This is a genomic window from Pseudomonas sp. 10-1B (genome assembly GCF_000935045.1).
In the GTDB taxonomy this organism is placed as follows: domain Bacteria; phylum Pseudomonadota; class Gammaproteobacteria; order Pseudomonadales; family Pseudomonadaceae; genus Aquipseudomonas.
The window spans coordinates 73,299-93,273 of record NZ_JYKS01000021.1 but is presented as its reverse complement, the minus strand read 5'-3'; the positions used below and the strand labels follow the sequence as shown (position 1 = coordinate 93,273).

Genomic DNA, 19,975 nt, shown 5'->3' with positions numbered 1-19,975 from the left:
TTCGTGTATCAGTGTGTGAGAGTGTCGGTTTCATCGTCGGCGTACGGGTCGGGGTGACCCAGTTCTGCCAGCAATTCCCGTTCCAGGCCTTCCATTTCCTCGGCTTCCTCATCCTCGATGTGGTCGTAGCCGAGCAGGTGCAGGCAGCCATGCATGACCAGGTGCGCCCAGTGGGCCTCCAGCGACTTGCCTTGTTCGGCGGCTTCGCGCTCGACCACCGGCACGCAGATCACCAGGTCGCCCAGCAGCGGGATATCGAGCAGGTCGTCGGGTACATCGGCCGGGAACGACAGCACATTGGTCGCGTAGTCCTTGTGCCGGTAGGTGTGGTTCAGCTCGCGGCCTTCGGCTTCGTCGACCAGGCGAATGGTCATTTCCGAGTCGGCGCTGCGCTGGCGCAGGGCCAGCTCGCACCAGCGGCGGAAGGCGGCGTCATCCGGGGCGGCAGCGTCCGTGGCCCGTTGGATATCGAGTTCAAGCATCTTTGCCGGGCGCCTCGGGCTTGGCCTGGCGGGCATCGAAGCGGTCGTAGGCTTCGACGATGCGCTGCACCAGTGGGTGACGAACCACATCTTTGGGCTGGAAGTGGGTGAAACTGATCCCCGGAACGTCCTTCAACACCTCGATGACGTGCGCCAGGCCCGACTTGGTGCCGCGCGGCAGGTCGACTTGGGTGATGTCGCCGGTGATCACCGCGGTCGAGCCGAAGCCGATGCGGGTGAGGAACATCTTCATCTGCTCCAGCGTGGTGTTCTGGCTTTCGTCGAGGATGATGAAGCTGTTGTTCAGGGTGCGGCCACGCATGTAGGCCAGCGGGGCGATCTCGATCACCTGGCGCTCGATCAGCTTGGCCACGTGTTCGAAGCCGAGCATTTCGTACAGGGCGTCGTACAGCGGGCGCAGGTACGGGTCGATCTTTTGCGCCAGGTCGCCGGGCAGGAAGCCGAGCTTTTCGCCCGCCTCGACCGCCGGTCGCACCAGCAGGATACGGCGTACCTGTTCACGCTCCAGCGCATCCACGGCGCAGGCCACGGCCAGGTAGGTCTTGCCGGTACCGGCCGGGCCGATGCCGAAGTTGATGTCGTTGGCCAGGATTTCCTTGACGTAGCGTTGCTGGTTGACGCCGCGCGGGCGAATGTTGCCCTTGCGCGTGCGCAGCGACACGCTGACCTCGTTGACGGCCGGGTTGTCGATGTTCTCGACGGCAGACTCCTGCAGGTACAGGTGCACGGTTTCCGGCGACAGGTCGGTGGCCTTGGTCTCGCGATAGAGACGGCGCAGCAGTTGCTCGGCAGCGGAGGTGGTCTTGGGTTCGCCGATCAGTTCGAACTGATTGCCGCGGTTGCGGATCTCGATGGCCAGGCGCTGTTCGATCAGGCGCAGGTGCTCGTCGAACTGGCCGCACAAGTTGGCGAAACGGTGGGCCTCGAAGGGTTCGAGGATGAAACGATGGGGTTGTATGGGTGCGTTCAAGGTCGTTTTTAGCCGCTCGACGGCAATGAATGTGAACTCAAGAATAACCCTTGAATGGCAGTGGCGAAAGCACTGAAACGTTCAACGGTATGTACAGGCTGTCCGGGCCTCATCGCCGGCAAGCCAGCTCCCACAGGTACTGCACAGGCCTGGGGCGTGCGCAGTACCTGTGGGAGCTGGCTTGCCGGCGATGAGGCCGGTACGGCCAACACAGATCGGCAAGCCTGTCTGCTATGATGCGCCCCTTTTCTTACGCATGTGTTATCCCGCCAGACATGAGCAAACGCGAACCCGCCATCTATAAAGTGATCTTCCTCAACCAGGGGCAGGTCTTCGAGATGTATGCCAAGCAGATCTACCAGAGCGACCTGTGGGGCTTCCTGGAAATCGAGGAGTTCGTCTTTGGCGAACGCTCGCAACTGGTGGTGGACCCCAGCGAGGAGAAGCTCAAGAGCCAGTTCGAGGGGGTGATCCGCAGTTTCGTGCCGATGCATTCGATCGTGCGCATCGACGAGGTGGAGCGCCTGGGCACGGCAAAGATCAGCGAAGCCAAGGGCGCCGGCAACGTGATGCCGTTCCCCATGCCGATGCCGGAAAAGTAACTCTCAGGGGAGTGGCGAGAACGGCGTGCGCCCTTCGGCGTTCTGCAGTTCCAGCAGGTATTTGCGGAAGATCTGGCCGAGCACCTGGGTGGCGTGTTCCAGTTCGTCGCGGGGCATTTGCTCGGTCACTTCGTCGGCCATGTCCAGCGCATCCTCGGCGCCGTTGACCGCGGCCATCTTCAGCAGGATATAGGCCTGCACGTTGTTGGCCTTGACCCCTTCGCCATGGAAGAACATGGCGCCCAGACGGTACTGGGCTTCGGCATGGCCTTGCAGCGAGGCCTTTTCGAACCAGTTCAGGGCTTTGTTCAGGTTTTTCGGCGTTTGCGTGTAGTAGTACTCGCCCAGTTCGAATTGTGCCTGGGCATCCCCCGTCGACGCCGTCTGCTCGCAGGCCTTGAGGGCGTTTGCCAGGTCTTCAGGCTGGACATTCAAGGTGCAGCGCCCCGTCGCCGGAATCAGCAACGAGTTACCGCCCTCCGCCAGGGCCAGCAGGGGCTGAAGAAGCAACAGGCAGCCCAGGGTCAGGGCGCGGCCGGTGCGGTTCATGGGGATCGACTTACCTCTGCAAAGCTGCGGCCAATGTCTCTGGTGGCACATTATGGGATAAGCAGCGCCAACCTTACAAAGTTTTACTCGAATTTAGTTTGGGTTGGGGAAGTCAGGTGATTGTGCATGAACAAATGTTGCCTGTACCGGCCTCTTCGCGGGTGAACCCGCTCCTACAGGGACGGCACCGATTTCAAATGTGGTGCGGGCCCTGTAGGAGCGGGTTCACCCGCGAAAGGGCCGGTACAGGCACTGCATTACTTCAGGGCAGCAAAGGCCTTTTCAGCCGCATCCAGGGTGATCTGCAGCTCCTTGTCGCCATGGGCGATGGAGGTGAAACCGGCCTCGAACGCACTCGGCGCCAGGTACACGCCACCGTCCAGCATCAGGTGGAAGAAGCGCTTGAAGCGCTCGGCATCGCTGGCCATCACGTCGTCGAAGGTGACGATGTCGTCGGCACCGCTGAAGTACAGGCCGAACATGGCCCCAGCTTGCGTGGTGACGAACGGCACGCCAGCGGCATCGGCACGCTGCTGCAGGCCGTCGAGCATGCGGCTGGTGTAGTCGCTCAGCTCGGCGTGGAAGCCTGGGCGGCTGATCAGCTTCAGGGTGGTCAGGCCGGCGGCCATGGCCAGCGGGTTGCCCGACAGGGTACCGGCCTGGTAGACCGGGCCGAGCGGGGCGATGCAGCCCATGATTTCACGCTTGCCGCCGAAGCAGCCGACCGGCATGCCGCCGCCGACGATCTTGCCGAAGGTCGACAGGTCCGGCTTGATGCCGTAGTGGCCCTGGGCGCCGCCGAGCGAGACGCGGAAGCCGGTCATCACTTCGTCGAAGATCAACACCACGCCGTGCTTGTCGCACTGCTCGCGCAGGCCTTCGAGGAAGCCCGGCGCCGGCGGGACGCAGTTCATGTTGCCGGCCACCGGCTCGACGATGATGCAGGCCACGGTCTGGCCGACTTCGGCCAGGGTTTTCTCGACGGCGGCGATGTCGTTGAACGGCAGGGTCAGGGTGTGCTTGGCGAAGTCCGCCGGCACGCCTGCCGAGCTCGGCACGCCCTGGGTCAGCAGGCCGGAGCCGGCTTTTACCAGCAGGCTGTCGGAGTGGCCGTGGTAGCAGCCTTCGAACTTGATGATGGCATCACGGCCGGTATAGCCACGGGCCAGGCGGATGGCGCTCATGGTGGCTTCGGTGCCCGAGCTGACCATGCGCACCATTTCCATCGACGGCACGATCGAGCAGACCAGGTCGGCCATTTCGGTTTCCATGGCGGTTGGCGCACCGTAGGACAGGCCGTGCTCCAACTGCTTGCGCACCGAGTCCAGCACCTGCGGGTGGCCGTGGCCGAGGATCATCGGACCCCAGGAACCGACGTAATCGACGTAGCGCTTGTCGTCCTCGTCAACGACGTAGGCGCCTTCGGCATGCTTGAAGAACAGCGGCGTGCCGCCAACGCTCTTGAAGGCGCGGACCGGCGAGTTGACGCCACCGGGGATGTGCTTCTGGGCTTGGGCGAACAGGGCTTCGGAACGGGACATGGAAGGTTCTCTCGAATCAGGATGCGAACAAGGCGTTGAAGGCGCGGGCGCGGCGGGTGACTTCCTGCGCGCTGTCGGCACCGAACAGGCCGTGGATCACCGCCAGCAGGTCGGCGCCATGGGCGACCAGCGGGGCGGCGTTGTCGAGGGTAATGCCGCCGATCACCGCGATCGGCAGTTTCACCCGGGCGCGGGCCTGCTCCAGCAGTTCGACGTTGGCGGCGGGGGCGCCCGGCTTGGTGACGGAATTGAAGAAGCGGCCGAAGGCCACGTAGCTGGCGCCTTCGCTGGCAGCCTGGGCGGCCAGTTCGAGGCTGGCGTGGCAGGTGGAGCCGATGATCGCCTGGCGGCCGAGCAGGGCGCGGGCCGGGGTCAGCGGGCCGTCGGTCTGGCCCAGGTGCACGCCGACGCCCAGGCGCGCGGCCAGTTCGGCGTCGTCGTTGATCAGCAGCTGGGTGCCGTAGCGCTCGCAGAGTTTCATCAGCCCTTCGGCTTCGCGCAGGCGGCGCGCTGCGTCGTCACTTTTGTCGCGGTACTGCAGCAGGCACACGCCGCCTTCCAGGGCCGCCTCGACATGGGACAGGAAACGGCCGGCGAGCAGCTGGCTGTCGGTGATGGCGTACAGACCGCGTAGCTTCATTGAAGGCCTCGTATCAGGAGCAGAAGTCCAAGGGCAGGCGGCGCGGCACGAACTGGCCCTTGCCCAGCTGCTCGGCGTCACGCAGGGTGCGCCAGGTGTAGTCGAGGGCGCTGCGTACCGCGCTTTCCAGCTGTTCACCAAGGGCCAGGCGGCCGGCCAGGGCGCTGGCCAGGGTGCAACCCGAGCCGTGATAGCTGCCCGGCAGGCGCTGGCAGGTCCAGGTGTGGTGCTGGCCGTCCTGGGTGTACAGGCGGTTGTGAATTTCGTCTTCGTCGCCGTGACCGCCGGTAATCAGCAGGTGTCTACAGAATGGCAACAGTTTTTCGGCACACTCGTCGGCAGTGCCTTCGGGCAGTTCGGCGAGAATGCGCGCCTCGGGCAGGTTTGGCGTGGCGATGGTCGCCAGCGGTAGCAGGCGTTCGCGCAGAGCGTAGCCCACTTCGTCCTTGCCCAGGCGGCCACCGCCACCGGCACGCAGCACCGGGTCGCAGACCAGCGGCAGGTGCGGATGGGCGGCCAGCAGTTCGGCCACGGTGTCGACCATCTCGATCGAGCCGAGCATGCCCAGCTTGACCGCGGCCACCGTGGAGTCGGCCAGCACGGCGTTGGCCTGGGCCAGCACCCACTCGCGGTCGAGCACGCGGAAGTCGGAAACGTTGACGGTATCCTGTACGGTCAGGGCGGTCACTGCGGGTGCAGCGTGGCAGCCTTGGGCGATCAGGGCTTCGATATCTGCCTGCAGGCCGGCGCCGCCACTTGGGTCGTGGCCGGAGAGACAGAGGACAACGGGGCGGGAGCTGTAGGTATTCATGGTCGGCGAGCTTACCACCAAACCTGTTTGGGCGGATCGTCCGACAAACGAGTTTTGCTGATCGATCGGTCAGGTTAGTGCTTTTTTATCCTCTGAAAGCATTGAATTAGAGCCTTTTCTTTGTGTTTTTATATGGCCGATTGCCAGGTTGTGACGCTATGCTAGAGTGCTCTGATAACTCGACAAACGGGTTCTGCCGGTGCATGTCGTCTCAAACGGATGGGAGGCAACCGCGACACGACCGGACAGGCCATGCTGGGGCTGTATGCGCTATTTGCTGATTGTGCTTCTGGGTTTGCTGCCCATGCTGGCCGAAGCGGTCGATTTCGACGACGCTACCCGGCATCTTCCGCTGGGCAAGGCCATGCAGGTTTACGAGGACCTCGATGGCAGTGCCAGCATCGCCCAGGTCAGTGCCCCCGGCTTCGCCAAACACTTTCGCCCCCACCACGAAGAGGTGCTGAACGCCGGTTATTCCACCTCGGTGTTCTGGCTCAAGGTCGAGCTGCGCCCGCTTGCCGCGCCCGGCGCTGCCCCCCGGCAATGGTTGCTGGAACTGGCCTATCCGCCACTGGACCACCTAGAGCTGTACCTGCCCGACGGCAGTGGCGGCTACCACCTGGCCCAGAGAACTGGCGATGCCTTGCCTTATGACAGCCGGCAGATACGGCAGAACAACTACCTGTTCGAACTGCAGTTGCCGCCTGGACAGGTGACTACCGCCTACCTGCGCCTGCACAGCCAGGGCTCGGTGCAAGCACCGTTGGCACTATGGTCGCCTGAGGCCTACATGGAGGAGCAGCCCACGCGCCTGTATGTGCTGGGAATGATCTACGGCGTGCTGCTGGTGATGCTGGTGTACAACCTGTTCATCTACCTTGGCGTGCGGGATGTCAGCTACCTCTACTACATCCTCTATATCGCTTCGTTCGGCCTTTACCAAGTGTCGGTGAACGGTGCCGGCGTGGCCTACTTCTGGCCAGACAGCCCCTGGTGGGCGAATTCCTCGACGCCGCTGTTCATCGGCGCTGCCGGGCTGTTCGGCTGCCAGTTCGCCCGGCACTTCCTGCAACTGGGCAATATCAGCCGTGGCTTCGACCGGCTGTTGCAGCTGCTGATGCTGGGTGGTGCGCTGGTCATGGTACTGGCGGTGAGCGTGCCCTATGGCGTCGCCCTGCGCATGGCCACGGTGCTGGCATTGCTGTTCACCGTGAGTATCTTCAGCGCCGGGCTGTACGCCTGGTGGCGCGGCTTGCGCGTGGCGCGCTGGTTCATCATCGCCTGGACGGCGTTCCTGCTCGGTGGCCTGGTCAACACCCTGATGGTGCTGGGCTACCTGCCGAACGTGTTCATCACCATGTACGCCAGCCAGTTGGGCTCGGCGCTGGAGGTGGCCTTGCTGTCGCTGGCGCTGGCCGACCGCATCAACAGCCTACGCGAGCAGCAGGCGCAGACCTTGCGCGAAACCGGGCGCACGCTGGAGCAACTGAACCTGCAACTGGCCAGGAGCAACCGCCTGAAGGATGAATTCCTGGCTAGCGTGACCCATGAACTGCGCACCCCGATGAACGGTGTGATTGGTTCGCTGGAGCTGATGCACACGCTGCCGATGGAGGCCGAAATGGCCCAGTACCATCGCACGGCGGCGGGGTCGGCACAGGGCATGATGGACATGGTCGATGCCATTCTTACCCTGTCCGAGCTGCAAGCTGGCCGCCTGCGTGCGCAGCCGGCGCCATTCAGCCTGCGCACCCTGCTGCAAAGCCTGCGTGCCGGTTATGCCGGGCAGGCGTTGGGCAAAGGCTTGTATCTGAGCCTGGATATCCCGGCCGATTTGCCGGACGGGCTGTTGGGCGATGGGCAGAAGCTGGCGCGCTGCCTGGAATGCCTGGTGGACAACGGCTTGAAGTTCACCCACCAGGGCGGGGTGATGATCCAGGTGCGCGGGCGCCGGGTGGGGCCGAATGACCTGGCTTTGACTTTTACTGTCAGTGACAGCGGTATTGGTTTCGATGACCTGGACCAGGCGACCCTGTACCAGCGGTTCTTCCAGGTGGATGGCTCGATGACCCGGCGTTATGGCGGGTTGGGGATTGGGTTGTCGATCTGTCGGCAGATGGGCGAGTTGCTGGGAGCGCGGTTGGCGCATGAATCGACGCGCGGGTTGGGGAGCAAGTTCGAGTTGAGTTTGAACATGGCGGTTTCGCAGGTGCAGATGGCGCCGAGCATTCTGCAGACGCGGCGGTCGCGGTGAAAAAGGGTTAGGGCTGGAAGATGCTTGCCACAACACTTTCAGCGCCTATGAGATCGAGCGCCGCCCGCGCGGCGCATCGCGACGCAAGGCCGCTCCCACATTTGTTTCGGGCCAGTCCTGCCTGTGTCATTGGCGCGCGCCCCCTTGTCTGTCCCATTCGATGAAGGTGTCGCCTCTGCTTTTCATCAAACTCCCGCCATACACCAAGGGTACGCGCGCGGAGGAGGCAGGAGTAACTGGCCCGAAACAAATGTGGGAGCGGCCTTGCGTCGCGATGCGCCGCGCGGGCGGCGCTCGATCTCATAGGCGCCACAAATGTTGTGGCAAGCACCTGCCAGCCCTGATCCCCCAAGCCATGCACCCACCACCCCATCTTTAGTCATGAATGCCACTTTGACTCACCCACAGGGAGTGCTTCACTGGACTTTCCAAGCCTACCCGGATCCAGGAGCCCCCGATGAACCTGCATCAGTACGCTGAAACCCACGAAGTCACCAACCAGCCCCCCTCCCTCGACGGTGCCAACCTGTACCGCCTCGACCTGCCGCTGCAGGAATGGTCGCGGCGTTTCGGCGCGGGCTGGGCCGAGTCGCGGATCGATGCCTATGGGGCGCTGGCCGGTGGTCCGCTGATGCAGGCCGGCTTCCTGGCCAACGCGCACAAACCCGAATTCAGCAGCCACGACCGCTACGGCCATCGTATCGACCTGGTCGAGTTCCACCCGGCCTACCACGAACTGATGCGCACTGCCGTCGAACACGGCCTGCCTTCTTTACCGTGGGCCGAACCGCGCCCCGGCGCCCATGTGGCACGGGCGTCGATGACCTACCTGCACAGCCAGGCCGAGGCCGGCACCGGCTGCCCGCTGACCATGACCTTCGCCGCCGTGCCGGCCCTGCGTCTGCAGCCCGAGCTGGCCGAATACTGGCTGCCGAAAATCCTCGCCTGTGAATACGACCCGCGTAACGTCGGCGACCGGCACAAGGCCGGGGTCACCCTGGGCATGGCCATGACCGAGAAGCAGGGCGGCACCGATGTGCGCGCCAACACCACCCGGGCCTATCCGGTCGGTGCGCCTGGCCCGGGCCAGGCTTATGAGCTGGTCGGGCACAAGTGGTTCTGCTCGGCGCCCATGTGCGATGCCTTCCTCACCCTGGCGCAAACCGAAAAAGGCCTGAGCTGCTTCCTGTTGCCGCGCCATCGCCCGGACGACAGCCGCAACCAGTTCTATATCCAGCGCCTGAAGAACAAACTGGGCAACAGCTCCAACGCCTCCAGTGAAGTGGAGTTCCGCGGTGCGCTGGCGTGGATGATCGGTGAAGAAGGGCGCGGCGTGCCAACCATCATCGAGATGGTCGCCATGACCCGCTTCGACTGCATGGTCGGCTCCAGTGCGCTGATGCGCCAGGCGCTGACCCAGGCAGCCCACCACTGCGCGCACCGCAAGGTCGGCGGGCGGGTGCTGAACGAGCAGCCGCTGATGCAGAACGTGCTGGCCGACCTGGCCTTGGAAAGCGAGGCCGCGCTGGCCCTGAGCTTGCGCATGGGCCAAGCCTTGGAGCAGTTGGATGATCCGCAGCAGGCGCACTTCGCCCGGTTGGTCACGGCGGTGGGCAAGTACTGGATCTGCAAGCGCGCGCCGGCCATGATCAACGAGGCCGCCGAGTGCCTGGGTGGCGCGGGTTATGTGGAAGACAGCATCCTGCCACGGCTGTACCGCGAAGCGCCGGTCAACTCGACCTGGGAAGGCTCGGGCAATGTGCAGTGCCTGGATGTGCTGCGGGCCTTGTCCAAGGAGCCAGGTGTGCTCGATGCGTTGTTCGCCGAACTGGGCGATGGGCATGGCGACCCGCGCTTGGCGGCGCACATCGGCAACCTCAAGGGGGCGTTTGCCGATACCAGTGACATGCAGTACCGCGCGCGGCAGCTGACTGAGGATATTGCCTTGGCGTTGCAGGCCAAGTTGCTGTTGGAGGCGGGCAATGCGGTGGTCAGCGATGCGTTCATTGGCAGCCGGTTGGCGGGTGGTGGCCGGGTGTACGGGGCGTTGCCGCGAGGTGTGGATGTGGAGGCACTGGTGGCCAGGGCTACGCCAGCCTGGACGAATTGAGTTGGTTTCTTCGCGGGCATGCCCGCTCCCACAGAGTCTTCACAGATTTCCAGGCCAGTGCCGTACCTGTGGGAGCGGGCGCGCCCGCGAATGAATCCAACACCGATCAATGGGGGTGTATTTAGCCAAGAAGGCAGGCAAGATGGCTCACATGCATGTCCAGACAGGAAGCACAGTGTGAGCCACGCTTTTGTAGTCGTTGATACCCCCGAACAGGCCGTCGACCGTCTGGCGGCCTTGCATGAACAGGCCACCGGGGCCCTCAGCCAGGCCCTCAAGCGTTACCTGAAGGACCGTACCGAGCCGGGTGCCGAGGAGCGCGACCTGTTCCGCTACCCGGCGCTGCGCCTGACCTACTACAGCCACGGTGAAGTCGCCGCCACCACGCGTGCCTACGCCAAGGTCCAGGTGGCCGGCACCTACAGCGTCACCATCACCCAGCCAGCCGCGTTCCGTGGCTACCTGCTGGAGCAACTGCGCCCGCTGATGCACGACTACACCGTCACCGTAGAGGTCGGTATCAGCGAGCAGAACATTCCTTACCCCTACGTGGTCGACCAGGGCGACGAACTGGCCGGCAGCGGCATCACCGCCGCGCAGCTGGCGCGGGTTTTCCCCAGCACCGACCTGTCGGCCGCCACCGACAATATCGCCGACGGCCTGTACGACTGGGGCAGTGCCGAAACCTTGCCGCTGGCATTGTTCGATGCCGCCCGGGTCGACTTTTCGCTGCGCCGCCTGGTGCACTACACCGGCAGCGACTGGCGCCATGTGCAGCCGTGGATCCTGCTGACCAACTACCACCGCTATGTCGACCAGTTCATCAGCCATGGCCTGGAGCAACTGCGTGACGACCCACGTTTCGTGCGCATGGTACTGCCGGGCAACGTGGTGATCGAAAAAGCCATGGACCACGGTGAAGTCCAAGCCCTGGTGGCCAGCGTGGTCTGGCACCGCTACCAGATGCCGGCCTACCACCTGATCGCCGCCGACGGCGACGGCGTTACTCTGGTCAACATCGGTGTCGGCCCGTCCAACGCCAAGAACATCACCGACCACCTGGCTGTGTTGCGCCCGCATTGCTGGCTGATGATCGGCCACTGCGGCGGCCTGCGGCAGTCGCAAACCATCGGCGACTACGTGCTGGCACACGCCTACATGCGGCGTGACGGCATTCTCGACCGGGTAGTGCCGCCGAACATCCCGATTCCGGCCTTGGCCGAGGTGCAGCTAGCTTTGCAGGAGGCTGCCGCGCAGGTTACCGGCGAGCGTGGCGAACAGCTGAAGAAGCGCCTGCGCACCGGTACCGTGCTGACCTACGACGACCGTAACTGGGAGCTGCGTTGGGCCCAGGAACGGCCGCTCATCAACCTGTCGCGTGCCGTGGCCGTGGACATGGAAAGCGGCACCATTGCGGCACAGGGTTACCGCTTGCGTGTGCCGTACGGCACCTTGCTGTGTGTGTCCGACAAGCCGCTGCACAGCGAGATCAAGCTGCCGGGCTCGGCCAACGCCTTCTATAACCGGGCGGTCAGCCAGCACCTGAAGATCGGCATTGCCGCCCTCGACCTGCTGCGCACCGAGCTCAACTCGCTGCACTCGCGTAAACTGCGCAGCTTCGATGAGCCGCCGTTCCGCTGAGGATCCATGTCACTGCCACCCCGTTCCAAGCCGCGCCGCCCCCAGGCGCGGCCTGCCGCCGGCCCGCGTCGCCAGCCCAAGGCTCCACCGGCCGAGCCGCGCCTGATCCTGTTCAACAAACCGTTCGACGTGCTGACCCAGTTCAGCGACGGCGAAGGGCGCGCGACCCTCAAGGACTACATCGACATCCCGGGTGTATACCCGGCTGGGCGGCTGGACCGCGACAGTGAAGGCTTGTTGCTGCTGACCAACGACGGTGGCCTGCAGGCGCGCATTGCCGACCCCAGGCATAAGCTGGCCAAGACCTACTGGGTGCAGGTGGAAGGGGAGCCGAGCGACGAGCAGTTGCAGCGTTTGCGCGATGGGGTGGAACTGAACGATGGGCCGACCTTGCCGGCCGAGGCGCGGCGCCTGGACGAACCCGAGCTGTGGCCGCGCAACCCGCCCGTGCGCTTTCGCAAGAGCGTGCCGACCCATTGGCTGGAGCTGGTGATTCGCGAGGGGCGTAACCGCCAGGTGCGGCGGATGACGGCGGCGGTGGGGTTGCCGACCTTGCGCCTGGTGCGGGTGCGGATTGGCGATTGGGCGCTGGATGGGTTGGAGCAGGGCTGCTGGCGCGAGGTTCCTGCGAAATTGCAGCGCTAGAGGGGCCGCTTTGCGGCCCTTTCGCCGGCAAGCCAGCTCCCACCTCGACCGTATCGACTTCAAGCCAAATGCAGTACCTGTGGGAGCTGGCTTGCCGGCGATGAGGCCCTACACCCCTTCGAGAAACCCCACCACCACGCTCTTGATGATGAAGGCCAGCACCCCCAGCCCCAGCACGAAGAACAGGATCAGCGTGCCGAACCGCCCCGCCTTGGACTTTTTCGCCAGGTCCCAGACGATGAAACCCATGAAACCGATCAACACAGTGACCAGGACGATCATCATCCACTCTTCGAATACGGCGGGATCCATCAGTGTTCTCCAGGCAGGCTGAGCGGCCGATTATACGCAGGCTAGGGTGAGCATTTAACGCAGGTGGGTCAATGGCAGCTCGGTGCTGGCCAGCACCTGGTTGAGCACGAAGCTCGAACGCACGCTGGTGACGCCTTCGATACGGGTCAGGCTGCCTAGCAGCAGTTTCTGGTAGTGGTCCATGTCGGGCACCACCACTTTGAGCTGGTAGTCGGCATCTATGCCGGTGACCAGGCTGCATTCGAGCACCTGTGGCAGGTTGCGGATGGCCGCTTCGAAGGCTTCGAAGCGCTCCGGGGTGTGGCGGTCCATGCCGATCAGCACATAGGCGGTCAGGCTCAGGCCCAGCTTCTTGCGGTCGAGCAGGGCAACCTGGCGCGAGATGTAGCCATCGTCCTCCAGTTGCTTGACCCGACGCGAGCACGGCGAAGGCGACAAGCCGATGCGTTCGGCCAGTTCCTGGTTGGAAATGCGCGCATCGCGCTGCAATTCGGCGAGGATGCTCAGGTCGTAGCGATCAAGTTTGCTCATGGACTATGCCTTTTCTGTTCGGATTGCTGTGAATTATCAATCCAGGGTTAAAAATTGCGCAAGTGCTATTTATCAGAGCAATCTTCGCAATCCTCTGCCGCAACCTCTCCGGTATCTTTATCCACAGAATCACTGCCCGGACATCAGTCCACGGCGACGCGCCCTAGGCGGGCGGTCGCGGCCAGCCATCCAACAGGATCCGCCAGGCCCCCGGGCTACGCACCGTCCAGAAGACGGTGTGAGGTGAGCCGGCGCCACAAGCGCCGAGCACGGACGACAATTCCTGAAGGGAGGCCCTTGTGGCCTCCCTTTTTTCATGGCCGCGAATTTAATTGGCCTGTGCGATGGGCGCGGTAGACTGGCTGCGGTTGCAGTTTTTCCTACCGAGAGGAATACCATGAAGTCGCGCATCTGGCAGTTGGCAGGTGTTGGTTTGTTGGGTTTGGGCATCAGTCTCGGGGCCTTGGCGCAAGGGCTGGGCGAAGGCGGGCCCGGTCGCTCGCTCAACTCGCGCGACGAAGTGCGCCAGACCCAGCCGCCGCGGCAGGGCTATTACCAGGATATTCCCCGGCACCATGGCAATGGCTGGGGGCCTGGGCCGCAATATCGCCCGGGGCAAACGGTGGAGCGTTTTCCGGAGCGTTACTGGAAGGTGCCCTACCGTGGGCAGAACTACTTCTATTCGGATGGCTATTGGTATCGCCCACGCGCTGGCGGCTACGTCGTCGTGACGCCGCCCTATGGGGTAAGAGTACAGTACCTGCCGGCCTACGCCCGTGAAGTGTGGCTGGGCGGGGCGCTGTTCTTCGTGGCTGCCGATACCTATTACCAGTACCTGGCCGACAGCCGCGAGTACGTGGTGGTCAACCCGCCTGTGGCCGCACCAGCGCCTGTGCCGGTGGCAGCGGCGGGCGGTGGGTATGACGTGGTGGCCTACCCCATGTATGGCCAGGGGCCGCAGCAGCAGGACCAGGATCGCTACCAGTGCCATCGTTGGGCGGTCGGCCAGTCAGGCTTCGACCCGGCGACGGCGACGTATGCGCCGCCGGCTAATGTGGCCGACAATTACCGGCGGGCGCTGGGCGCCTGCTTCAGTGGGCGGGGGTACAGCATCAACTGATCCAAGTGCACTGTCTGCCCGGGCCCTATCGCCGGCAAGCCAGCTCCCACAGGGACTGCACAGAGCCCAAAGGCCTGCACAATTCCTGTGGGAGCTGGCTTGCCGGCGATAGGGCCCGGGCAGGCTTACACCGGGTCCGCGTGCACCAGCACATCCGCCTGTGAATAACGCTGGCGGATCACCCGTGAGGCCTCCACGCACAATCCATGCGCCTCATGCAGTGGCAACTGCCCTGGCAGCTCCAGGTGCAACTGCACGAACCACTGGTTGCCCGACACCCGTGTACGCAGGTCATGTACGCCTTTCACCCCGGGAATGGCCAGCACCAGCGCGGCCATGTCCTCGCCGACATCGCCGGGCAGTTCCTTGTCCATCAGGATGGCCGTGCTCTCTCGGGCTATCTGCAATGCGCTCCAGAGGATGTAGCAGGCAATCCCCAGGCCGAACAGTGCATCCAATTGCGGCCAGCCAAAGCGTGCCAGCAGCAGGGCCAGCAGGATGCTGCTGTTGAGCAGCAGGTCCGAGCGGTAGTGCAGGGAGTCGGCCCGCACCGCGGTGGAGCCGGTCAGGCGAATGACCTTGTGCTGCAGTGCCAGCAGGGCAAGGGTCAGTGCCAGCGACAGCAACATCACCGCGATGCCGATGGCGGTATCGCCCAGCGGTTGTGGGGTGTGCAGGCGTTCGACCGCCTGTACCCCGATCAGCACCGCACTGACCCCGATGAACAGCGCCTGCGCCATGCCGGCCAGGGCTTCGGCCTTGCCATGGCCGAAGCGGTGGTCGTCGTCGGCCGGGCGCAGGGCGTAGTGCACGGCGAGCAGGTTGAGGAACGAGGCAACGGCGTCCAGTGCCGAATCGGTCAGCCCCGCCAGCAGGCTGACCGAACCGCTCAGCCACCAGGCCAGCGCCTTGCTCAGCACCAGGATGCTGGCCACCGCCAGCGACGCGCGGGTGGCCAGGCGTAGCAGGCGCTGGTGTTCAGCCGGGGTGGTGATCATCCGTGGTCAGTGTCCTTGTGGTTCAGGCTGCGGGCACCAGGCCCAGGCTGGCCAACTGCTCGATGCTGCCGCGCTGCTGGATCAAGCGTGGGTCGTTCAGCGGCAGGCGCTGGCCCAGCTCGCTTTCGAGAATGGCCTGTAGCTTCATGTTGTCGACCTTGCCATCCGGGCTGACGGCGTCGCGCAGTTTGGCCGGGTCGACCTGGGCGGTATGCCCGCCAGGGTAGTAGATGGCGCCCGTGGCGAAGTCGATGCCGAAGGCGATCAGGCCCGGGATCACGTAGAACAGGATGCCGATAGCATCCATTGCGGCAACCACAGGGTCGATCTTGCCGCCGATCTGGCCGCGACGGTCCGGGTAGAAGATCGTGCCGCAGGCCGTCAGCTGGGTCAGCAAGGTGACGATAAGGGCGCCGCCGAGGACGCGGGATGGGATGCGCATGTAAATCTCCGAGAAGGTAATTCAGCAGGGCAGGCGAAGCGCCTGCGCCTGAAGCTAAGACCATGATAGAGCAGGCTGGGTTCGCCGTTATACTCGCGGGACTGTTCGAGGACCACCATGATTTCATTACCAATCGATGCCGTCTTGCCAGCCTTGCGCCAGGCCCTGGAAAACCGTGACGAAGCCGTGCTCGAAGCGCCGCCCGGCGCCGGCAAGACCACCCGCGTGCCGCTGGCGCTGCTGCACGAGCCATGGCTGGCCGGGCAGACCATTCTCATGCTCGAACCCCGGCGCCTGGCGGCGCGCGCGGCTGCCGAACGGCTGGCCAGCGAACTGGGCGAGCAGGTTGGCGAGACCGTGGGCTACCGCATTCGCCTGGACAGCAAGGTCGGGCCGAAAACCCGCATCGAAGTGGTGACCGAAGGCATCCTCACCCGCCGCCTGCAGGCCGACCCGGCGCTGGAGGGCGTGGGTTTGCTGATCTTCGACGAATTTCACGAACGCAGCCTGGACGCCGACCTGGCCTTGGCATTGAGCCTCAACGGCCGTGAGTTGCTGCGTGATGAGCCACCGCTGAAGATTTTGCTGATGTCCGCGACCCTGGAGGGCGAGCGCTTGTCGCGGCTGCTGGACGATGCCCCGGTGGTCAGCAGCGAAGGCCGCATGCACCCGGTGGACATCCGCTGGGGCCGGCCCTTCCAGCCGGGCGAGTTCATCGAGCCACGGGTGGTGGACAGCGTGCTGCAGGCGCTGGCCGATCAGGCCGGCAGTGTGCTGGTGTTCCTGCCTGGCCAGGCCGAGATCCGCCGGGTGCACCAGAGCCTTCAGGAGGCGCTGGGCGAGCGCCCCGAGATCCTGCTGTGCCCGCTGCACGGCGAACTGGACCTCAACGCCCAGCGTGCCGCCATCGACCCGCCGGCCAAGGGCCTGCGCAAGGTAGTGCTGGCCACCAACATCGCTGAAACCAGCTTGACCATCGACGGTGTACGTGTGGTGGTCGACGCTGGCCTGGCCCGGGTGCCGCGCTTCGACCCCGGCAGCGGCATGACCCGCCTGGATACCCAGCGCATTTCCCGCGCCAGTGCCACCCAGCGTGCCGGCCGGGCCGGCCGCCTGGAGCCGGGCGTGTGCTACCGCCTGTGGTCCGAGGCCCAGCATGAACAGTTGGCCGCCCATGGCAGCGCCGAGATCCTCCAGGCCGACCTGGCCAGCCTGGCCCTGCAACTGGCGCGCTGGGGCGTTACGCCCGAGCAGTTGCGCTGGCTCGACCAGCCGCCGCTTGCCGCGTTCGCCCAGGCCCAGGACCTGCTGGCGCGGCTCAATGCCTTCAAACCGGGCAGCCGTGACCACCTCAGCGAGCACGGTCAGGCCATGGCCGAATTGCCAGCCCACCCGCGTATCGCCCATCTATTGCTGCGCGGCCTGGACCTGGGCCTGGCCGAGATGGCCTGCGACGTGGCGGCGTTGCTGGGTGAACGCGACATCCTGCGCGGCGGTGGCGCCGACCTGCACAGCCGCCTGGCGTTGGTCAGCGGCCAGAGCAAGGTAGCCCGTGGTGGCCAGGGTGGCGTGCAGCGTGCGCGCCAGTTGGCCCGGCAGTACCACGGCCTGTTGCGCGGCAAGCCTGGTGCTCCGGTCGCCGACCCGGATCACCCGCGCTGGCTGGGCGCGCTGCTGGCGCTGGCCTACCCCGACCGCGTCGCCCAGCAGCGCCGCGAAGGCGGTGCAGAATATCGGCTGGCCAACGGTCGCGCGGCGCTGTTTGCCGAAGTCGATGCGTTGATGAAATGCCCGTGGCTGGTGATCGCCGACCTGGGTAGCCGCCAAGGCCAGCGTGAGGAGCGGATCTACCTGGCGGCCGAGTTCGATCCGGTTTTGCTGGACGATGTGCTGGCCGAACAGGTCGAGCGGGTCGATATTCTCGATTGGGACGAACGCGAGCAGGTGTTGCGCGCCGAGCGCCAGGTCAAGGTTGGCGAGCTGGTGCTCAGCCGCGAGCCGCTGCCCGGCCTGGATGACGAAACCCGGGCCCGGGCGCTGCTTGGCCTGGTCCGGCGCAAAGGTCTGAACCTGCTGACCTGGACCCCAGAGCTGCGGCAGTGGCAGGCGCGTGTGGCGCTGCTGCGCCAGCTCGATCTGGCCAAGGATGGCCATAGCGAATGGCCCGACCTGGGCGACGAAGCCCTGCTCGCCAGCCTGGAAGACTGGTTGCAGCCCTACTTGGGCAAGGTGTCGCGCCTCAGCCATTTCGCTGCGCTGGACCTGCCGTCGATGCTGCGCAACCTGTTGCCCTGGCCATTGCCGCAGCGCCTGGAAGAACAGGCCCCCGCGCACTTGAGCGTGCCATCCGGCTCGAACATCCGCCTGGACTACAGCGAAAACCCACCGATTCTCGCCGTGCGCCTGCAGGAACTGTTCGGCCTTGCCGACACCCCGCGCATCGCCAATGGCCGCCAGCAGGTCAAGTTGCACTTGCTGTCACCGGCGCGCCGCCCGGTACAGGTGACCCAGGACCTGGCCAACTTCTGGCGCACGACGTATGCCGAGGTGAAGAAAGACCTGAAGGGGCGGTACCCGAAGCATTACTGGCCAGACGACCCGTTGGTGGCCGAGGCTACGGCGCGGGCCAAGCCTCGGGGCACTTGAAGGTAACGCTTTGGCGTCAGGCGCCGGCTTCGCTTTCCAGCAACATGAACAGACGGTACAGCACCACGGTGCTGAACAGTTGCAGGAAGCCGCTGAGGCTGTCCATGGCCAGTTCCATGCCGGGCGATGGCTCGGGGAAGGCCATCAGCAGCAGCCCGTCGATCAGCCAGATCGGTGCCAGTACCGCGACCACGCAGACCATGATGCGCATGAAGTGCCCGGTGGTCATGCTGGCGCTGTCGCGCATCGCCTGCACCACCGGTCGGCCGCGCAGTACCAGCAGGTACTCGGCGAACACCAGGTTGATCATGATCCACACGCCCGGGAAGATGAACAGCGCCAGGCCGGCCATGATCAGCAGCGAGCTGATCAATATCAGCAGGGCCAGTTGCGGCCACAGTTGCACGGCGCGGGCGAACAGGTCGCGCTTGGCGATTTCCTGGCCGTTGCTGCGGGTGTCGAGGTACAGGATCAGCGCGGCGCTGTACAGCGGGTAGAACAGCAGGCTGACCAGCATGCCGTAGGCTGGCGATGCCTGGTCGCCCATTTGCCGGTACAGCAACTGGGTGATCACGGCTTCCAGCACCACCAGCGGCAAGCACAGCTGGAGGATGTTCGGCAGGTGGCGGCGGAAGAAGTACAGGGAGTCGCGCAGAACGCTCAGCGGATTCATCAGTCAACATCGCATGGCAGAAAAAACAGGGGCATAACTTTAGCCCAAAGCAGGCGTGGGGCTGTCACTTGCTGAAAAAAGTTTCACGGCACCGGTGATTGAATCCCGCGGCTGTACGCCCCATCTTTGACGCTGTCCGTTGTCCCGCTACCCCACGAGGTCGCCCATGAACACTGAAGAACAAACCCTGATCGACGGCCTGTTCGGCCGCATCAAGCAAGCCGAGGACCCGAGCCAGCCACGTGATGCGCAGGCCCAGGCGTGCATCGAGGAACATGTGCGCCAGCAGCCGGCGGCGCCGTACTACATGGCCCAGGCGATCTTGGTGCAGGAGGCCGCGATCAAGCGCCTCGACGAGCAGAACAAGCAGTTGCAAGCCGAACTGCAGCAGGCCCGTGCCCAGGCCGAGAGCGCTCGGGCCGGTAACAGCGCACCCAGCAATGGCGGGGGTGGTTTCCTCTCCAGCATCTTTGGTTCGGGCGGGCGCAGCGCGGCCCCGACCGTGCAGCCACAGCGTCCTGCGGCCCCGGTGGCTTCCGCTGGTGGTTGGCGCGAGCCGTCGGCACCGGGTTTCTCCCGGCCGCAAGCGCAGCAGCCCGGTTTTGGCGCCGCGCCGGCACGTGGCGGGGCCAGCAGCTTCCTCGGTGGCGCGATGCAGACTGCGGCCGGTGTGGCGGGTGGGGTGTTGCTGGCGCAGGGTATCAGTAGCCTGTTCAATCACCACTCGCAGCCGGAAGAAGTGGTGGAAGTGATCAAGGAAGAGCCGGTGCCGGCCAGTGACAGCGGTGGCTGGAATGACCAGGGTGGGCAGCAGCAAGTGGCTGACAATGGCGGTTGGGGCGGTGACCAAGGTGGTTACGCCGATAGCGACTATGGCAGCGATGATGGCGGGTTCTTCTCGGACGACGATTCGTACGTCTAATAGGTCTGGCATACTGCTGGCATTTCTGGGGGCGCTTTGCGCCCCTTCGCGGGCACGCCCGCTCC

The 19,975-nt window shown here is 64.7% G+C and carries 19 protein-coding genes; 8 read left to right on the top strand and 11 right to left on the bottom strand.

Annotation, left to right across the window (positions count from 1 at the left end; genetic code table 11):
* Positions 1-8: 8 nt before the first annotated feature.
* Positions 9-482, bottom strand: a complete 474-nt coding sequence (gene ybeY, locus TZ03_RS13030) for an rRNA maturation RNase YbeY (RefSeq protein ID WP_051098129.1) — start codon at positions 480-482, stop codon at positions 9-11.
* Positions 475-1,473 carry a PhoH family protein gene (locus TZ03_RS13025; RefSeq protein WP_051098127.1) on the bottom strand — a complete coding sequence of 333 codons (999 nt, stop codon included), beginning with the start codon at positions 1,471-1,473 and terminating at the stop codon, positions 475-477. Before TZ03_RS13025 ends, ybeY begins: the two co-directional genes overlap by 8 nt.
* Before the next feature lie 275 nt (positions 1,474-1,748).
* Here TZ03_RS13025 and TZ03_RS13020 point away from each other — a divergent pair, with 275 nt between their 5' ends.
* Positions 1,749-2,075, top strand: a complete 327-nt coding sequence (locus TZ03_RS13020; RefSeq protein ID WP_051098126.1) for a DUF1820 family protein — start codon at positions 1,749-1,751, stop codon at positions 2,073-2,075.
* A gap of 3 nt (positions 2,076-2,078) precedes the next feature.
* Here TZ03_RS13020 and TZ03_RS13015 read toward each other — a convergent pair whose 3' ends face one another.
* From TZ03_RS13015 to TZ03_RS13000, 4 genes are all read right to left on the bottom strand, one after another.
* Positions 2,079-2,624 carry a tetratricopeptide repeat protein gene (locus TZ03_RS13015; RefSeq protein WP_051098124.1) on the bottom strand — a complete coding sequence of 182 codons (546 nt, stop codon included), beginning with the start codon at positions 2,622-2,624 and terminating at the stop codon, positions 2,079-2,081.
* Positions 2,625-2,881: 257 nt separating this feature from the next.
* On the bottom strand, positions 2,882-4,165 hold the full coding sequence (gene hemL, locus TZ03_RS13010; protein WP_051098122.1) for a glutamate-1-semialdehyde 2,1-aminomutase: 1,284 nt from the start codon (positions 4,163-4,165) through the stop codon (positions 2,882-2,884).
* A gap of 16 nt (positions 4,166-4,181) precedes the next feature.
* Positions 4,182-4,805 carry a thiamine phosphate synthase gene (thiE, locus tag TZ03_RS13005; protein ID WP_051098120.1) on the bottom strand — a complete coding sequence of 208 codons (624 nt, stop codon included), beginning with the start codon at positions 4,803-4,805 and terminating at the stop codon, positions 4,182-4,184.
* A 13-nt stretch (positions 4,806-4,818) separates the two neighbouring features.
* The gene (locus TZ03_RS13000; RefSeq protein ID WP_051098119.1) at positions 4,819-5,616 is read right to left on the bottom strand and encodes a hydroxymethylpyrimidine/phosphomethylpyrimidine kinase; all 798 of its coding nucleotides are present in this window, start codon (positions 5,614-5,616) and stop codon (positions 4,819-4,821) included.
* 265 nt (positions 5,617-5,881) lie between these two features.
* Between TZ03_RS13000 and TZ03_RS12995 the strand changes: the two genes are divergently transcribed.
* The 4 genes from TZ03_RS12995 to TZ03_RS12980 all read left to right on the top strand — a co-directional run bounded on the left by TZ03_RS12995 (position 5,882) and on the right by TZ03_RS12980 (position 12,266).
* Positions 5,882-7,870, top strand: a complete 1,989-nt coding sequence (locus tag TZ03_RS12995; RefSeq protein ID WP_051098117.1) for a sensor histidine kinase — start codon at positions 5,882-5,884, stop codon at positions 7,868-7,870.
* Positions 7,871-8,327: 457 nt separating this feature from the next.
* Positions 8,328-9,980: an acyl-CoA dehydrogenase family protein gene (locus tag TZ03_RS12990; protein WP_051098114.1), complete on the top strand. Its 1,653-nt coding sequence runs from the start codon at positions 8,328-8,330 to the stop codon at positions 9,978-9,980.
* A gap of 177 nt (positions 9,981-10,157) precedes the next feature.
* Positions 10,158-11,621 (top strand): AMP nucleosidase, encoded by a 1,464-nt coding sequence (gene amn, locus TZ03_RS12985; protein ID WP_051098112.1) that lies wholly within the window; start codon positions 10,158-10,160, stop codon positions 11,619-11,621.
* Between the two features lie 6 nt (positions 11,622-11,627).
* Positions 11,628-12,266 carry a pseudouridine synthase gene (locus TZ03_RS12980; RefSeq protein WP_051098109.1) on the top strand — a complete coding sequence of 213 codons (639 nt, stop codon included), beginning with the start codon at positions 11,628-11,630 and terminating at the stop codon, positions 12,264-12,266.
* Positions 12,267-12,374: 108 nt separating this feature from the next.
* Here the strand turns inward: TZ03_RS12980 and TZ03_RS12975 are convergent, their stop codons facing one another.
* A complete protein-coding gene (locus TZ03_RS12975) occupies positions 12,375-12,578 on the bottom strand; it encodes a DUF2788 domain-containing protein (RefSeq protein ID WP_023378567.1) in 204 nt (67 codons plus the stop codon).
* A 54-nt stretch (positions 12,579-12,632) separates the two neighbouring features.
* Positions 12,633-13,109, bottom strand: coding sequence for an Lrp/AsnC family transcriptional regulator (locus TZ03_RS12970; protein WP_051098107.1), 477 nt, complete (start codon positions 13,107-13,109; stop codon positions 12,633-12,635).
* A 397-nt stretch (positions 13,110-13,506) separates the two neighbouring features.
* Here TZ03_RS12970 and TZ03_RS12965 point away from each other — a divergent pair, with 397 nt between their 5' ends.
* Positions 13,507-14,229, top strand: a complete 723-nt coding sequence (locus TZ03_RS12965; RefSeq protein WP_051098105.1) for a DUF6515 family protein — start codon at positions 13,507-13,509, stop codon at positions 14,227-14,229.
* 125 nt (positions 14,230-14,354) lie between these two features.
* Here the strand turns inward: TZ03_RS12965 and TZ03_RS12960 are convergent, their stop codons facing one another.
* The gene (locus tag TZ03_RS12960; protein ID WP_051098103.1) at positions 14,355-15,227 is read right to left on the bottom strand and encodes a cation diffusion facilitator family transporter; all 873 of its coding nucleotides are present in this window, start codon (positions 15,225-15,227) and stop codon (positions 14,355-14,357) included.
* 22 nt (positions 15,228-15,249) lie between these two features.
* A complete protein-coding gene (locus TZ03_RS12955; protein ID WP_051098101.1) occupies positions 15,250-15,669 on the bottom strand; it encodes a hypothetical protein in 420 nt (139 codons plus the stop codon).
* A 117-nt stretch (positions 15,670-15,786) separates the two neighbouring features.
* Between TZ03_RS12955 and hrpB the strand changes: the two genes are divergently transcribed.
* Complete coding sequence (gene hrpB / locus TZ03_RS12950) at positions 15,787-18,315, top strand: ATP-dependent helicase HrpB (protein WP_051098098.1); 2,529 nt, start codon at positions 15,787-15,789, stop codon at positions 18,313-18,315.
* A gap of 16 nt (positions 18,316-18,331) precedes the next feature.
* Here the strand turns inward: hrpB and TZ03_RS12945 are convergent, their stop codons facing one another.
* On the bottom strand, positions 18,332-18,988 hold the full coding sequence (locus tag TZ03_RS12945; RefSeq protein WP_051098096.1) for a YciC family protein: 657 nt from the start codon (positions 18,986-18,988) through the stop codon (positions 18,332-18,334).
* Between the two features lie 166 nt (positions 18,989-19,154).
* Between TZ03_RS12945 and TZ03_RS12940 the strand changes: the two genes are divergently transcribed.
* Positions 19,155-19,910, top strand: a complete 756-nt coding sequence (locus tag TZ03_RS12940) for a DUF2076 domain-containing protein (protein WP_051098095.1) — start codon at positions 19,155-19,157, stop codon at positions 19,908-19,910.
* Positions 19,911-19,975: the final 65 nt, after the last annotated feature.

Bases quoted from the DNA above. Each gene is read 5' to 3' on its own strand.
- TZ03_RS12990 (WP_051098114.1), top strand. From the start codon at position 8,328: ATGAACCTGCATCAGTACGCTGAAACCCACGAAGTCACCAACCAGCCC.
- hrpB (WP_051098098.1), top strand. From the start codon at position 15,787: ATGATTTCATTACCAATCGATGCCGTCTTGCCAGCCTTGCGCCAGGCC.
- thiE (WP_051098120.1), bottom strand. From the start codon at position 4,805: ATGAAGCTACGCGGTCTGTACGCCATCACCGACAGCCAGCTGCTCGCC.
- TZ03_RS12975 (WP_023378567.1), bottom strand. From the start codon at position 12,578: ATGGATCCCGCCGTATTCGAAGAGTGGATGATGATCGTCCTGGTCACT.
- TZ03_RS12995 (WP_051098117.1), top strand. From the start codon at position 5,882: ATGCGCTATTTGCTGATTGTGCTTCTGGGTTTGCTGCCCATGCTGGCC.
- TZ03_RS13020 (WP_051098126.1), top strand. From the start codon at position 1,749: ATGAGCAAACGCGAACCCGCCATCTATAAAGTGATCTTCCTCAACCAG.
- ybeY (WP_051098129.1), bottom strand. From the start codon at position 482: ATGCTTGAACTCGATATCCAACGGGCCACGGACGCTGCCGCCCCGGAT.
- TZ03_RS13015 (WP_051098124.1), bottom strand. From the start codon at position 2,624: ATGAACCGCACCGGCCGCGCCCTGACCCTGGGCTGCCTGTTGCTTCTT.
- TZ03_RS12945 (WP_051098096.1), bottom strand. From the start codon at position 18,988: ATGAATCCGCTGAGCGTTCTGCGCGACTCCCTGTACTTCTTCCGCCGC.
- TZ03_RS13000 (WP_051098119.1), bottom strand. From the start codon at position 5,616: ATGAATACCTACAGCTCCCGCCCCGTTGTCCTCTGTCTCTCCGGCCAC.
- TZ03_RS12940 (WP_051098095.1), top strand. From the start codon at position 19,155: ATGAACACTGAAGAACAAACCCTGATCGACGGCCTGTTCGGCCGCATC.
- TZ03_RS12965 (WP_051098105.1), top strand. From the start codon at position 13,507: ATGAAGTCGCGCATCTGGCAGTTGGCAGGTGTTGGTTTGTTGGGTTTG.
- TZ03_RS12980 (WP_051098109.1), top strand. From the start codon at position 11,628: ATGTCACTGCCACCCCGTTCCAAGCCGCGCCGCCCCCAGGCGCGGCCT.
- TZ03_RS12970 (WP_051098107.1), bottom strand. From the start codon at position 13,109: ATGAGCAAACTTGATCGCTACGACCTGAGCATCCTCGCCGAATTGCAG.
- hemL (WP_051098122.1), bottom strand. From the start codon at position 4,165: ATGTCCCGTTCCGAAGCCCTGTTCGCCCAAGCCCAGAAGCACATCCCC.
- TZ03_RS12955 (WP_051098101.1), bottom strand. From the start codon at position 15,669: ATGCGCATCCCATCCCGCGTCCTCGGCGGCGCCCTTATCGTCACCTTG.
- TZ03_RS12960 (WP_051098103.1), bottom strand. From the start codon at position 15,227: ATGATCACCACCCCGGCTGAACACCAGCGCCTGCTACGCCTGGCCACC.